At 41.6% G+C, this 13940-nt stretch carries 12 protein-coding genes; 5 read left to right on the top strand and 7 right to left on the bottom strand.

Annotated features, from left to right (window positions below; translation table 11 throughout):
• Positions 1 to 139: 139 nt before the first annotated feature.
• From QE422_RS16425 to QE422_RS16415, 3 genes are all read left to right on the top strand, one after another.
• Positions 140 to 2488, top strand: a complete 2349-nt coding sequence (locus QE422_RS16425) for a polyribonucleotide nucleotidyltransferase (protein ID WP_307460760.1) — start codon at positions 140 to 142, stop codon at positions 2486 to 2488.
• Positions 2489 to 2865: 377 nt separating this feature from the next.
• Complete coding sequence (locus QE422_RS16420; RefSeq protein WP_307460757.1) at positions 2866 to 3081, top strand: hypothetical protein; 216 nt, start codon at positions 2866 to 2868, stop codon at positions 3079 to 3081.
• 293 nt (positions 3082 to 3374) lie between these two features.
• Positions 3375 to 3809 (top strand): cold shock domain-containing protein, encoded by a 435-nt coding sequence (locus QE422_RS16415; RefSeq protein ID WP_307460754.1) that lies wholly within the window; start codon positions 3375 to 3377, stop codon positions 3807 to 3809.
• A gap of 38 nt (positions 3810 to 3847) precedes the next feature.
• Here QE422_RS16415 and QE422_RS16410 read toward each other — a convergent pair whose 3' ends face one another.
• From QE422_RS16410 to QE422_RS16380, 7 genes are all read right to left on the bottom strand, one after another.
• Positions 3848 to 4930: a DNA polymerase beta superfamily protein gene (locus QE422_RS16410; RefSeq protein ID WP_307460751.1), complete on the bottom strand. Its 1083-nt coding sequence runs from the start codon at positions 4928 to 4930 to the stop codon at positions 3848 to 3850.
• Entirely contained in the window at positions 4931 to 5839 is a 909-nt protein-coding gene (locus QE422_RS16405; protein ID WP_307460748.1) for a hypothetical protein, read from the bottom strand.
• 3 nt (positions 5840 to 5842) lie between these two features.
• Complete coding sequence (locus tag QE422_RS16400; RefSeq protein ID WP_307460746.1) at positions 5843 to 6553, bottom strand: hypothetical protein; 711 nt, start codon at positions 6551 to 6553, stop codon at positions 5843 to 5845.
• 8 nt (positions 6554 to 6561) lie between these two features.
• A complete protein-coding gene (locus tag QE422_RS16395) occupies positions 6562 to 7326 on the bottom strand; it encodes a tRNA(His) guanylyltransferase Thg1 family protein (protein WP_307460743.1) in 765 nt (254 codons plus the stop codon).
• Positions 7316 to 7750, bottom strand: a complete 435-nt coding sequence (locus QE422_RS16390; RefSeq protein WP_307460740.1) for an AAA family ATPase — start codon at positions 7748 to 7750, stop codon at positions 7316 to 7318. Before QE422_RS16390 ends, QE422_RS16395 begins: the two co-directional genes overlap by 11 nt.
• Positions 7751 to 8020: 270 nt before the next feature.
• Positions 8021 to 8656, bottom strand: a complete 636-nt coding sequence (locus tag QE422_RS16385; RefSeq protein ID WP_307460737.1) for a hypothetical protein — start codon at positions 8654 to 8656, stop codon at positions 8021 to 8023.
• Positions 8657 to 8671: 15 nt separating this feature from the next.
• Positions 8672 to 9421, bottom strand: coding sequence for a nucleotidyltransferase domain-containing protein (locus QE422_RS16380; protein WP_307460735.1), 750 nt, complete (start codon positions 9419 to 9421; stop codon positions 8672 to 8674).
• A 365-nt stretch (positions 9422 to 9786) separates the two neighbouring features.
• Here QE422_RS16380 and QE422_RS16375 point away from each other — a divergent pair, with 365 nt between their 5' ends.
• Complete coding sequence (locus QE422_RS16375; RefSeq protein WP_307460733.1) at positions 9787 to 10458, top strand: hypothetical protein; 672 nt, start codon at positions 9787 to 9789, stop codon at positions 10456 to 10458.
• 912 nt (positions 10459 to 11370) lie between these two features.
• A complete protein-coding gene (locus QE422_RS16370) occupies positions 11371 to 13869 on the top strand; it encodes a PIG-L family deacetylase (RefSeq protein WP_307460731.1) in 2499 nt (832 codons plus the stop codon).
• The last annotated feature ends 71 nt before the right edge of the window (positions 13870 to 13940 follow it).

Here is a 13940-nt window from a genome sequence, read left to right as displayed (position 1 = left end):
AAGGTATCAGCCTCTTCGCTGTGGATTTTAATTGCTGCAGCTACTTTTTTCCAAATAATTACAGTAAATTTGCAGCTGAATTTTAGACGAAATATAATCATTAAAAGCACTCAATACGGAGTGCAACACAAAACAATTTATGAGTGTACCTCAAGCAATTACAGAGCTGATTACTCTTGCAGACGGCAGAGAAATCACTATTGAAACAGGGAAATTAGCAAAACAGGCTGACGGATCTGTTGTCGTTAAAATGGGCGGAACCATGCTTTTAGCAACGGTTGTCGCCAACAAAGAAGCCAATCCGGGCGTAGATTTTTTGCCGTTAACGGTAGATTACAGAGAAAAGTTCTATGCGGGAGGTAAAATTCCCGGAAACTTTTTTAGAAGAGAAGCGCGTCCTTCTGATCAGGAAATCCTGACGATGCGTTTGGTAGACCGTGTATTGAGACCGTTATTCCCTGAAGATTTCCACGCGGAAGTGCAGGTGATGATCTCATTGATCTCTTATGACGGGCAGTCGATTCCTGATGATTTGGCAGGTCTTGCCGCATCTTCGGCAATCGCTATTACCGACATCCCTTTCAACGGGCCGATGTCTGAAGTAAGAGTAGTAAGAATCAATGGTGAGCTTTCCATTAACCCGAACTATGCCGATCTTAAAGATTCCGATCTTGATATCATGGTTGGAGCAACTAAAGATTCTATCGTTATGGTGGAAGGGGAGATGAAAGAAATTTCCGAGCAGGAAATGCTGGAAGCCATTACTTTCGCTCACGCAGAAATTAAGAAGCAGGTGGAAGCACAGGAGAGACTTGCCGAAAAAGTAGGTAAATCTTTCCCGAAAAGAGAATACAACCACGAAAACCACGATGAAGCCATCCGTGAGAAAGTGTGGAAAGAAACGTATGATAAAGTATACGAAGTAGCAAAAACTCCGTCAGGAAAAGAAGAAAGAGGAGAAAAATTCAAAGCTGTTCTGGACGAATTCCTTTCTCAGTATGTAGATAATCCTGAAGAGCTGGAAAGAGTAACGCCTTTCGCCAAAGTATATTACCACGATGTGGAAAAAGAGGCGATGCGTAACATGATCCTGAATGATAAAATCCGTCTGGACGGTCGTGATCCTGAAACCATCAGACCGATCTGGAGTGAAATCGACTATCTTCCTGGAGCCCACGGTTCCGCGATCTTTACCAGAGGGGAAACCCAGTCTTTAACTGCAGTAACTTTAGGTTCCGTTAAAGATGCCAACATGGTGGACAGCGTAATGGTAAATTACGACGAGAGATTTTTCTTACACTATAATTTCCCTCCGTTCTCCACTGGTGAAGCAAGACCTTTGAGAGGAACTTCCAGAAGAGAAGTAGGACACGGAAATCTTGCCCAGAGAGCTTTGGCCAACATGATTCCTGAAGAAAATCCATACACGATCCGTATCGTTTCCGATATTTTGGAATCCAACGGTTCTTCTTCGATGGCTACCGTTTGTGCAGGAACTTTAGCATTGATGGATGCAGGTATCCAGATTGCAAAACCGGTTTCCGGAATTGCTATGGGATTGGTAACGGACGTAAAATCGGGTAAATTCACCGTATTGTCTGATATCCTTGGGGATGAAGATCACTTAGGGGATATGGACTTTAAAGTAACCGGAACAGCAGACGGGATCACTGCCTGCCAGATGGACATTAAAATCCAGGGACTTTCCATGGACATCATGGAGAAAGCCCTTTTACAGGCTAAAGACGGAAGAATCCACATCCTGAATAAAATTACTGAAACAATTGCTCAGCCGAGAGAAGATGTGAAACCTCACGCTCCGAAAATGGTGATGATGGAAATCCCTAAAGATTTCATCGGTGCCGTAATCGGGCCTGGTGGAAAAATCATTCAGCAGATGCAGAAAGATACCGATACCGTTATTGCTATTGAAGAGATCGGCGAGATCGGAAGAATCGAAATTTCCGGGGTTAGCAGAGAAAAGATCAACGAGGCGATTGCAAAAATCAACGAGATTACTTTCGTACCGGTGGTAGGCGAAGTATATAAAGGAAAAGTGGTAAAAGTAATGGATTTCGGTGCTTTCGTAGCCATTGCGAAAGGAACGGAAGGATTGCTTCACATTTCTGAGATCGAATGGTCGCGTCTTGATAAAGTACCTTATGCAGAAGGCGATGAAGTGGAAGTGAAATTCATGGGTTATGATGACCGTAAGAAAATGAAGCTTTCCAGAAAAGTATTGTTGCCAAGACCTCCTAAAGCAGAAGGACAGGGAAGACCTGAACGTTCTGATCGTCCTGAGCGTTCTGACAGACCGAACCGATCTGAAGGCCAGAGAAGACCGGAAGGACAAAGAAGGCCTGAAGGCGACAGAGAAAGAAGGCATGATGGCGAAAGAAGAAATGACGGAGATAGAAGACAGGAAAGAGAAAGAAGACCTGAAGGTGATCAGCCGGCAGGAGATCAGAATGCTTCTTCTGAAGAATAAGATTCATTGTTATCAATAATATTAAAACCACCGGGATCCGATTCCGGTGGTTTTTTTATGAAAGTGGCGGTAGATATGGACTATAATGTCAAATAACGTAATTCCAATGAATATTAATAACAACGGGAATGTCATCCTGAGCCTGTCGAAGGATGCCTGATTATGCTGTAGAGTGTGATGATCGGCTTTAGCCAAAATATGTAACTGACTCTTTTTCGTTGTACAAAGTTGAGAACGCTGGGCAAAATTTATCCATCGCAATTTTATATTTTTTAAAATACATCCTTTTATTTGGAGATCAAAAACTATCATATGATAATTGTCGTCGCAGAGACGGTATTGTGGACCAAAATAACAGTTTACAGTTTTTATGTTACTTGGATCATACCAGAACAGAATTTCTTTTACAGGAAGTCAATACATTTCTGAATACAGATGATCCTAACAGGTCAATTTATGAATCGACGGTGCTGGAGCATGTTGATCTCGATATAGAATATCCGGATTTCAGAATTGACAAATTGCCTTATGCCTTTCCTCTGGCTGATATTAAAGATTTGCTGCAGGAATGGCTTGATTTTCTGAAAACTTAAAATAAATTGAATTTCAGGGATTTGAAATCGCAACCCCTTGCATGGTACGTTTTTTTTTCGTACATTTGTTTACTTATTAAAAGAAATCTCTGTCTTTACTTCTGTGACCGTTTAGAATATTTATTCACTTCCGTTTCACATCTGCCTTTCGGAAAGGCACTCACATTAATAAAAGCACTCAGAAAACCTTTAATAGTATGCGATCATGACCTGGCATTGAAGAATAGCAGGGAGACAATTATCTTTGTCATGAACGTTAAAATTAAATCGTAATATAAAATTTAGTACAATATATGGCAGATTCTTTCTCTAAAAAAGAAAATTTCAAGAAAAAACAGCAAAAACAAAAAGAAAAAGCTTTACGTCGTGAAGAGCGTAAAGAAAACAACGACAAAGGCAAAAGCTTTGACGATATGATTATGTATGTGGATGCCAACGGGCAGCTTACTTCCACACCTCCTGACCACGCTGAAAGGGAGGAAATCGATATCAACAACATCCAATTGGGAGCAGCTCCTATTGAAGCGGAAGAGACCGTGAAAAAAGGAATCGTAACGTTCCTGAGCGAAAAAGGATATGGTTTCATTACCGAAGATAAAACGAAAGAAAATATCTTCTTCCACAACAACAACTGTATCGACCAGATTAAAAAAGGAAACAAAGTATCTTTCGAAAAAGAAAAATCTCCAAAAGGATTTTCTGCAACGGAGATCAGACTTGTAAAATAATACGCTAATCAAAATAAAATAAAGCTTCGCAAGAAGCTTTATTTGTTTTTATACAGCTCCTCTCTTATCTCAACCAATAGCTTCGTGGTTTTTGCCGTATCCGGAAATTCAGGAAGGGGAGAAACCGAATGATGGAAGTCGATAGAGCGGATGAGGTCTTCTGCTTTCTTCATCACGGCTTCATATGGCCGGTTTCCGGCTTTAATGTCCAGCAGTTCATCCCGGTTTTCAACCCTGATGTTCAGGGAACCGGTTTTGAAGATCTGTTCGCATGACTGCAGCAGGCGGATCGTGTGCATCATATTTTTGCTGTCGTAATTTTGTCCGTGGTTCTGATTCACGTTGTAGCGGTTTTCGTTCCGTTCCGAAACCCACTTCCAGTATTCCCGGTAATCTTTACAGTAGGTGGAGTAGGCGTCCAGATTGCAGAACAGGTAAGCCAACGGCTTTTCCCCTTTCGGAACCGATGAAACGGATACCTGATTGGCTTCTTCGTGCTGAATGATTCCTTTATATCCCAAGCTTCCCAACTCATCATAAAACAGCGCAAACATCCCTTTCGTATGTTCGATGCTTGCCAGTCCACATTTTTCCTGTGCGAGACCGCGCTGCCCATTGTAGGAAAATTCCCCTAGCCATTGTTGAAGCGGAACCGAACCCTGATCCTGCAAAACATAGCAGAAATCCAGAATCGACTTTCTTTCCTTATCCATCGGATTCAGGATCTTTTTGTTAAGTCCTTTGGCTTTTTTAATCTGAGAAACGGCATACCCCGCAAATGTATCTTTGCAGAGCTTCGACAGGAAATCTTCCGGTTTCAGCAGGTCCATCAGCGGATGTTTCTGGAGAATACAGTCTGCCGGACTCGCCAGGACTTCCAGAATGTTCGGATTGTTTTTCTGCAGTAATTCTACCAGCCTCCCGATCTCGTAATAAGTAATATCATTCGTTTCATTAGAAACCTGCGGCACGTAATTCAGTCCGAAAAAGTCTTCTTTCGGCAGATAATACACGCCCCGGATGTCCGTATCGGAATTTTCCGTTGCCAGCCCGAAAGCCCGGCTGCCGGAGATGGCTTCGAGGAGGATGAGGTTTTTGGTTTTGAGGGATGGGATCGTCATTTAATAATCTTTTGAAAGTTTAAATATTTCATAATTTATTTTTTTCGTTTTGCTGATGAAGTATGTTTTACGTTTACCTTTCGAAAAAATCGGTTTAGCGTAAAACCTTCCATTAATAATCATATATTCTTCACCTTTTATATGAATCGCAACAAATACGTACTGAACGTTATTGTCTGATTTTTCTAAGCACTGATTAATAAAGGAAAAATCTGTTTTTTCCGAAACGAATTTTTTTTCTTTCAAAGAAAATTTGGTCTGTGCTTCGTCTAGAAGAGACTGGAACCTACTTAAATCTTCTGACTCTGGAAATTCATTAAAATACTGATCGGTAACAGATTTAATAAAATCCGGGTGATAGAATACTTTATATTCCTTGAAATTTTTTATGGCCAAATAAATGGGATCCCGGGAATCATTTTTTAAATTAGCGCACCGGACTTTAACTGATTCTGGGATTTCAATTCCGTTTTGAATTTTTAAATTTTCACAGTGTTTAAGGAACTCATTTTCTTCCTGATATATTACTTTCACTTCCCCTTTAGCAATATTTTTTTCAATGCTTGTAAAAAGATAATTTTGTCCTTGTTGCCAGGTTCCATTCCGGAATATTAATGACAGATATTTATATTCAGTTCTGTTCTCAGCATTGAAACGGATAGAAAGAGTATCTCTCTCCTGAGGAATATAATCAAAATCGAAAATGTTTCCTTCATTTAATTTTGAACTTATGTCTTCTGCCGAGATTCCGTTTTGAAAATTAGTTACAGGCATCATCACCTTTCCGCGTATCAATGATTCCCGGGAGCCGTAATACCGGTAGAGAGTCCAGATGTAAATATTCTTGATCTCTGCAATATCTCCTTCAATACAGGTGCAGAACTTCAGTTCTGTATTTGGTGTGCACATAATTCAATCTAATAAATGAGGTGAAAAATCAATTCCCTGGATACATCCGATAATTGGCAAAACATTATCGCCGTTCATCGTCACTTCATACTCAGTACATGTAAGTTGAGATATTCTTTGATGCCAGCTTTTCTGGTATTCTTTCTCAATCCTTTGCAAATTAATTAAACAATGCAGTCCGCCATTGGTTTTGATAAAGGTGAGACAATCACTATTGATGGAATCTGAAATATCCGATCTGAATTTTTCGATTGCCTGCTGATGGTCTTCAATCCTGAAATCGATATCAAGATCAAAAAATATCTTTCTTGAAGCGGTAGTCTGAATCATGTTTAAAGCCAAGGTATGCGGATGGATAGCCTGGTCGTTACGGATCAGCTTTTCAGAAATTTCCTTCATCAGAAATAAAGAAGCTTTATGCAGGTCTCTTGGATTAGGCGTAATGTAAACCGCAAGATTATCCTGAGAAACAATCGTACTTCCGGATTCATACATCCCTAAAGGAAGTTCAAGCTGCCTGATTTTCTGAAAAAGCCTCTCCTTGGTTGAAGTAAACCGTTTTAGCTGTGCTTTGTCTGCCTTTAGGCCTGTCTCAGGATTGTATTTTTTTCTGGCCAGAAGCGTCACATAATATTGTTCGTTAGGCAGTAAATCCGGAAGCCATTCGATAAACTGTTTGAGTTTTTCTTCGTTAAATATAATTTTATAGTTCATCTGGTTTTTTAATTTTTACATTTTAGAATTTCTTTCAAAAATAGTCTATATTCCTCACGTATCCCCAATTCCTTCTCTACAAACAGCTCCTTCCTCAAACAGCCCACCGTTTCCCTCGTCATCGGATTGAAGCCCTGCTTCATAATTTCTTTATTATAAATGCCAACGCCACGTTTCTGCCATGACGGAAGGGTATTGTAATTGATGCCGTACTGAAACAGCAGTTCGTTTTTTTCGGCCTGGGTCAATTTTTCGATCTTTCCGGTGGCTTGTTTTGCGGTAAAGCCGTTATTCCGTAAGGTCCAGTAGCAATAAGCGGAAAGGGAATTCCGGTGGGCATCTTCCTGCCGCCAGCAGAAATAATCTAGCAGCATTTCCCGGTTGGGAATGGCTATGGTGCGGCAGTCGAAAACACAAATCTCCTGAAATTGCAGGCTGAAAAAAGCACTGGCTTCCCCGGCCAGCACGGAATTGATTTTCCGGGTCTTTCTGCTGAAGGTCTGGTCGCCTTTGTCGATCAGTAAAGAAATCTCATCGCTTTGGGTATAACCGTAGATCACCTTAAAACCGGTATTAAAAAGATGCTTTACCGTATCAGTCATTACTTTGCCGAATCTTGCATCAAACGGTTTCTCCAGGGTAAGTTTTTCTTTAGTCAGTTTCGTAAAGCCTTTTCCGTCCAGCCGTACGATGATATAATTTTCCGGCAGGATGTACTGTTCCGAAAGGCTTTCGTTCTTCCGCATTAACGCTTCTATTTCTTCAAATTTCATAATCGCTGATTTCAAAGGTGTTATTGATTATTTTTACGCTAAAGATCTTATCAAAGCCTTCTGTGTAATCAGGCTTTTCCAGTTCCTTGTATTTAGCTTTGATCCCGATCTCATTGATGGAATCTTTCCTGTTCTTATTCCGTTCCAGGCAGTCCTGAACAGGGCTTTCAAAAAAGTATCCGATGATTTGATACTGGTTCTGTTTTGCTGATTCAATGTATTTTTTACGGCTTTCTCTCGTGACATTCGTATTGTCGATTACCATTCTCGATTGGGTTTCAAAACCGTATTGCATCAGCTTATTTTCTTTATTCCGGGTATTCAGCAGATCCATGCTGATCCTGAGGTGCGAATTGAAAAAAAGCTCCTTATAAAAGGAACTTTTTCCACTCGCCGGAATCCCGGTGAAGATGATCATTTCCATAATTTACTGTGAGTTACATCATATTAGATTTTTTAATTAATACCTTTAATATTAATACTACTGATCAAAGAAACTTCTAACATCCAGCTTCCCTCTTCCAGCCTGTCAAATTAGTTTTAATTTTTAATACAACTCTCCACAATCACTTCCAAGGCTTTTTCAGTATCACAGACATATAGCCCGGAATGCAAGGCGGGATTTGCCTCGATCATGCTTTTTTCAGGATATTGCTGTCCTCTGTGTATATTGGAGAGAGGGCGACGAGTTTTTTCATTGGATGACATCTTTTAATTGTTCAATCAACTTAGAACGGTTTTGTTCGGAAATACTGTCAATGCCCACGCTCCAGGCATTCTCATGGCAGGTCGCATGCACGAGGCTGACTTCATTTTTCCACATCAGGTTATACCGGTCCGAGCAATCCGGTAAAAATCCGTAACCCGACATCCGTGCTGAAAATTCCTTTAAATCGGTAATCTCATGGCTGTAAGCGGGGAGTTTTTTATAATACCGGTGTTTTTCAAAAAAAGCCTGCTGCTCGATAAAGATATCGAATCTTTCGAAATAAAAATAAAAGTCATGCGAATTGCATCCGCAGTCCCTGACAGCAATTTCTCCGTTTTCAGCCATGTATAATCCGTTATTGATCGGAAATAAAGTCTGGCCATTCCATTCGTGGGTTTTTACAGTCTTCCTTTCCCTGATCTGCTCAGGCGTAAAAATATAGATAACGGTATCCTGAAAATGCAGGCCGGCAAAATTTTTCTGAAATCTCAGGATTTCGGAGGAATCTTCAAGATGATATATTCTTAAATGGTCTTCCAGTAAATCGAGATCTATCGCGAAATCTTTATTTTTGCCAACTTTTTTAATAAACTGCAATGCGGGTTCAGACAGCGGTTTCATATTTTTGGGTTTCATTTATAAAGCTACTATTTCCCGGAAGACTTTTTCCATCTTAGTCTTATCCGCATTTCCCCCTTTCAGGCTTTTTGCTTTTTCATCGGTATCTTTGATCATGCTTTCCAGGAACCCGAAAAGCTCATGGTCGTTCGGGTAGTGATAAGATTCCCCTTTGGTGGCTTTTAAAGTTATTAAATTTTCTATTTTCTCCCGGGTAGAATCATCAACCAATACGAGCAGTTCACTGAACAGTACCGGCGGAACGGTTCCTTTTTCCAGAATCCATTTTCCGGTGAGTGCCGTGCGGAGGAGATAAAAATAAGATTTCAGCTTGACTTCATCACCGCGGCAGGCTTCCAGGTACTTTTTGCTCATGCTGAGGTAATGGTACGAAACCGCTATTGGCGAAAAGCATTCATCCGCTAAAGATTTAAAGAGATCATAAAATTTTTCATTCTTTACATAAACCATAGGCGAGTAAAACCAGCTGAGCAAAGCAGCATTCGACTTCAACAGCAAATGAAAGGTCTTCCGCAAATCCCATCCGGAACCGTCCAGGTCATCTTCCGTCATGAATTCAACGGTTTCATCTTTGTCCCAGGGCGAGAGGTACCAGTCTTTTTCGTGACGGTAGATAAAGCGGATGTCGTAATCGCTGTCGGGTGAGGCAAACCCCCAGGCCCGGCTCCCGGATTCTACGGCCAGAAGGATTTCTATGCCGCGTTTCTCTTCTATTTCCTTTAGCTTTTCCAGTATTTTAGTTGTCATTGTTTTAATTTATGGTACAAAATAAAAGGCGGTCTGCGCAATGTTTTTACGCAGGCTGATTTTTGTTCGAGATGTTGCTCCTGAAACAGATTGTCTCTGCAAATTGAATGTGAATCCGGGAGTATACCAATGACTGCAGCAGAGAAAAAAGAGAATCAGGGGAATCATCAGAAACTTGAACAGGTCTGTCTTAACTGATGTGAATATTTCATTAAATTCATCGAAGATTATTTAAAACCTTTAATCAATTCATTATATTTAAAGAAATAATTTCCGTAGTTGTGATGTAAGTACGAATATTTAAACAAAAAGGACTAGTTATGAATTGTGCATTCCATAAATGCCTGTAATAATAAAAAAGAAACATGCCGATCAACCAGTTACCTCCGGACGGAGGAATGCTCTATAAAGAAACCGATATGGCTCAGTTGTTTCCCGAGCCGTTAAATGCAGCCACGGCTGTATTTTTTCTCGCCCTGGCCATTTTCTGGACCCTTAAGATCAAAGGACATTTTAAAGAGAATCCTTTTTTAACCTACTGCCTGGTGTTATTGTATATCGGTGCGATAGGCGGAACGGTTTACCATTCTTTCAGGCAATGGCCGGTATTCATTATGATGGACTGGCTGCCGATCATGCTGCTCTGCTTATCCGCCGGATTTTATTTTGTCGCCCGAAGCACCCGGTGGTATTATGCGGTTTCAATGGTTCTTATTTATGGAATACTCCTGTTTGCTTTGAGAAACTGGATCCTGATTGATCATCCTTCTCTTTTTATCAACGTCAATTATGCCATCATGGCTTCCTTTGTCCTGTTCTCGGTGTTGAGGTATCTGATTTACACCCATTGGAAAGACGGTAAATGGGTGGGATTTGCTTTGTTATCTTTTGTTCTGGCGCTGACCTTCCGTGTTGCTGACAAATGGGAATGGCTCAGTTTTGGGACCCACTTTTTATGGCATACGTTCGGGGCGATCGCTGCATTCTGTATGTTTAATTATATTTATCTCACACGGGATAGTGTTAAAAAAGTATAATTGGTTTTTGTCTGTAAAATACAGGTTTCCGACTTCCAGTTGTTAATCAGGATCATGAACTGTGAAAGCTTTAAACGCAAAGGTATAATATAATGACTGCGCATAATCATAAGTGAGCAAAGGCAGATGAATCTGCTTCGCGAAGCAGCTGTACGCTTTGTCAGATCAGCCTGCTGATCCTTCTTTGCTTCCTTAAAATTTATGCAACAGGAAAATCAGGCTTTGCGTTAAAATAAGTTTTGGCTAAACCCGGATCTTGTATTGCTACAATAGTATAGGACTGAAGCCCAATGCTATTGATACTTGTACGATATGAATGCATAAAGATGTAAACGCAAAGATATAATGACTGTCTATAATCGTAAGCAAGCAAAGGCAGATGAATCTGCTTCGCGAAGCAGCCACCCTCTTCATGAGATCAGCCTGCTGATCCTTCTTTGCCTCCTTAGAATTTATGCATCAGGAAAATTAAACTTGCGTTAAAATAAGTTTTGCCTAAAGCCGGATCTTACATTGTTATAATAATATTGGGCTCAAGTCCGACGCTATTGATATGCACAATATGAATGCATAAAGATGTAAACGCAAAGATATAATGACTGTGTATAATCGTAAGCAAATAAAGGCAGATGAATCTGCTTCACGAGTCAGCCGTACGCTTCATCAGATCAGCCTGCTGATCCTTCTTTGCCTCCTTATAATTTATGCATCAGGAAAATCAAACTTTGCGTTAAAATAATTTTTGGCTAAAGCCGGCTCTTACATTACTACAATGAAGCCCGATGCTATTGATACCATATACTTCAAAAACCACGATCCGCCGAACAAGCTTGATGATAAGGTAATGAATTTTCTCATTTCCTGCCGGGAAAAGAACGATTTACCTATATTTGCCGCGCAAAGCAAATTCAAATGTTCAAAAAAGGAATAACTGTACTTCTCCTTAGCTTTTTAACGGCTTTTTGCTGGGCCCAACAGGTCCGGCCTTCCAAATCATCAGAAATTTACCGCGAACTCAAAACCCTGAAGCAACTTCCGAAAGTCTTGTACCTGGCGGCGCATCCGGATGATGAAAATACAGGCCTGCTCTCCTGGCTGGTCAACGATCAGAACCTGGAAACGGGCTACCTGTCCTTAACCAGAGGTGACGGCGGGCAGAATTTACTGGGAACAGAGCAGGGAGCTGCTTTGGGCTTAATCAGAACGCATGAGCTTCTGGAGGCCAGAAAATTAGATGGTGCCCAACAGTTTTTTACCCGGGCGATTGATTTTGGATTTTCGAAAAATACCACCGATACTTTTAAACAATGGGATGAAAACAGCATCACCGCAGATGTGGTTTGGGTTATCCGTAGATTCCGTCCGGATGTGATCATCTGCCGTTTTCCGCCTACGGCGGCGGCAGGCCACGGACAGCATGCAGCTTCGGCGGTAGTGGCGGAAAAAGCCTTTAAGCTCGCAGGGGATAAAACGGCTTTCTCAGATCAGCTCAAATATGTCAATGTATGGCAGCCGAAACGCTTGTTGTGGAATACCTTCCGGTTCGGTTCGGTGAATACGACGGCTGAAAATCAACTGAAAATCACCGTCGGACAATACGATGCGCAGCTCGGAATGGGCTATGGCGAACTGGCCGGATTAAGCAGAAGCCTGCATAAAAGCCAGGGCGCGGGAACACAGTCGGTGGCCGGGATCAAAACCGAATATTTTACGCATGTGGCTGGTGAACCGGCCAAAACAACCCTTTTGGATGGGGTCGTGAAAACCTGGACCTCCAAAGGAAATGCAGATATCGATCAAGCTTTAGATAAAATTATTGCAGCTTTCAATTTCAACAATCCGGACCGTAGTTTGCCAGCTTTGTTGGCTTTGCGGAAAAAGGTGATGGGGATACAGGATCCGGAACTTAAAAAAGATAAAATCAAATCCCTTGACCAAATCATTCTGAGCTGTGCCGGATTTATGGGCGAAGCGGTAACCAATCAGCCTGAAGCCGTGGCCGGAGATCCGTATAATTTTAAATTAAATCTGATTGCAAGAGTTGAAAATCCGGTGGTTCTGGAAAATGTAAAATGGCTGAACCAGTCGGAAAATCTCAACAGAAAACTGGCTAAAGATTCTTTAATTACCGTTGAACATAAAATTCAGATTCCGGCAGATGCAGCGCTTACGGAACCTTATTGGCTAGCTAAACCGGCGGTAAATGCGGCCACTTTCTCCGTTCCGAATGATACCTTGATTGGTTTGCCCGAAACAAAATCACCGTTGAATGTTCAGCTTGATTTAAAAATCGGTACAGAAAAGTTTCAGGTGAAGCTTCCTTTATCGTTCAAGAAATTAGACCCGGTGCGCGGTGATGTGGTGGAAGCCCTCCGCATTGTTCCGGTCCTGGAACTGAAATTTACCCAACCGCTTTATTTGGTCAAAGAAAATGAAGATTTAAAGGTAAGCTTAAATATTAAAATCAATTCTGACAAAGCATTGGGCAACGGTAAGATAAATCTGATGTACAACGGCGAACGTTTGGGCGGCGCGGAGGTCAGTTCGCTCAACGGAAAAGATATTACTGTCGACTGCCTTATCCCGAAAACCAAACTTGCTTCAATCCAATCCAACCGTTTGCAGCTGGATGCCGATTATGTTACAGACGGAATCACCTATAATAAAAAACAGGTATTGATCCAATATCCGCATCTGCCTTCTTTGCAATATTTTGCGCCGGCAACGGTGGCTGTGATGAAAGGCGAGATCCGGTCGACGGTTAAGAAAGTAGGGTATATCCAGGGAGCGGGCGATTTTATTCCGGAGTTCCTTCGTATCGCAGGGATTCAGGTGGATGTCCTAAAGGACGAAGATTTTTATGGCAACATCGATGCAGCCGGCGGCAGCCCGAACAAGTTATCGCAATACGATGCCATCGTGCTGGGGATCCGTGCCAACAATACGGAGAAAAAGCTGGGCCGCTGGATGCCTTTTTTATGGGCTTATGTAAAAGCCGGGGGAAATCTGGTTATGCAGTACAACACCAATCAGGATAAAACCGTTGATCAATTGGGAATGTATAAATTCAATATTGTCAATAAGCGGGTAACTGAAGAGAATGCAGCTGTTACCTTTTTAAATCCCAATCATCAACTGCTGAACTTCCCGAACAAAATTACGGCTGATGATTTCAAAGGCTGGGTGCAGGAGCGCGGGGCCTACTTCCCGGACCAATGGGATGCGGCTTATGAACCGCTTTTCGAAATGCACGACACCGGTGAAGAGCCGCTGCAGGGATCCACGCTGTATGCAAAATATGGAAAGGGGAATTTTATTTATACGCCTTTGGCTTTTTTTAGACAGCTTCCTGCGGGAAATGCCGGGGCGGCGCGTTTGTTTATGAACTTTTTATCCGCACAAAAAAACTGATGGGCAAACAACCTGCAAACTGGAACATCTGGTACCTGCTATTGGCCGTCGCGCTGATCGTACAGATTATA

This window comes from Chryseobacterium sp. SORGH_AS_0447 (assembly GCF_030818695.1).
Classification (GTDB): Bacteria; Bacteroidota; Bacteroidia; order Flavobacteriales; family Weeksellaceae; genus Chryseobacterium.
This window is presented reverse-complemented; position numbering and strand designations above follow the sequence as displayed.

What these genes read in the sequence shown, in the direction of transcription:
- QE422_RS16425 (WP_307460760.1), top strand. Translation starts at nt 140, where the DNA reads ATGAGTGTACCTCAAGCAATTACAGAGCTGATTACTCTTGCAGACGGC.
- QE422_RS16415 (WP_307460754.1), top strand. Translation starts at nt 3,375, where the DNA reads ATGGCAGATTCTTTCTCTAAAAAAGAAAATTTCAAGAAAAAACAGCAA.
- QE422_RS16410 (WP_307460751.1), bottom strand. Translation starts at nt 4,930, where the DNA reads ATGACGATCCCATCCCTCAAAACCAAAAACCTCATCCTCCTCGAAGCC.
- QE422_RS16405 (WP_307460748.1), bottom strand. Translation starts at nt 5,839, where the DNA reads ATGTGCACACCAAATACAGAACTGAAGTTCTGCACCTGTATTGAAGGA.
- QE422_RS16400 (WP_307460746.1), bottom strand. Translation starts at nt 6,553, where the DNA reads ATGAACTATAAAATTATATTTAACGAAGAAAAACTCAAACAGTTTATC.
- QE422_RS16395 (WP_307460743.1), bottom strand. Translation starts at nt 7,326, where the DNA reads ATGAAATTTGAAGAAATAGAAGCGTTAATGCGGAAGAACGAAAGCCTT.
- QE422_RS16390 (WP_307460740.1), bottom strand. Translation starts at nt 7,750, where the DNA reads ATGGAAATGATCATCTTCACCGGGATTCCGGCGAGTGGAAAAAGTTCC.
- QE422_RS16385 (WP_307460737.1), bottom strand. Translation starts at nt 8,656, where the DNA reads ATGAAACCGCTGTCTGAACCCGCATTGCAGTTTATTAAAAAAGTTGGC.
- QE422_RS16380 (WP_307460735.1), bottom strand. Translation starts at nt 9,421, where the DNA reads ATGACAACTAAAATACTGGAAAAGCTAAAGGAAATAGAAGAGAAACGC.
- QE422_RS16375 (WP_307460733.1), top strand. Translation starts at nt 9,787, where the DNA reads ATGCCGATCAACCAGTTACCTCCGGACGGAGGAATGCTCTATAAAGAA.
- QE422_RS16370 (WP_307460731.1), top strand. Translation starts at nt 11,371, where the DNA reads ATGTTCAAAAAAGGAATAACTGTACTTCTCCTTAGCTTTTTAACGGCT.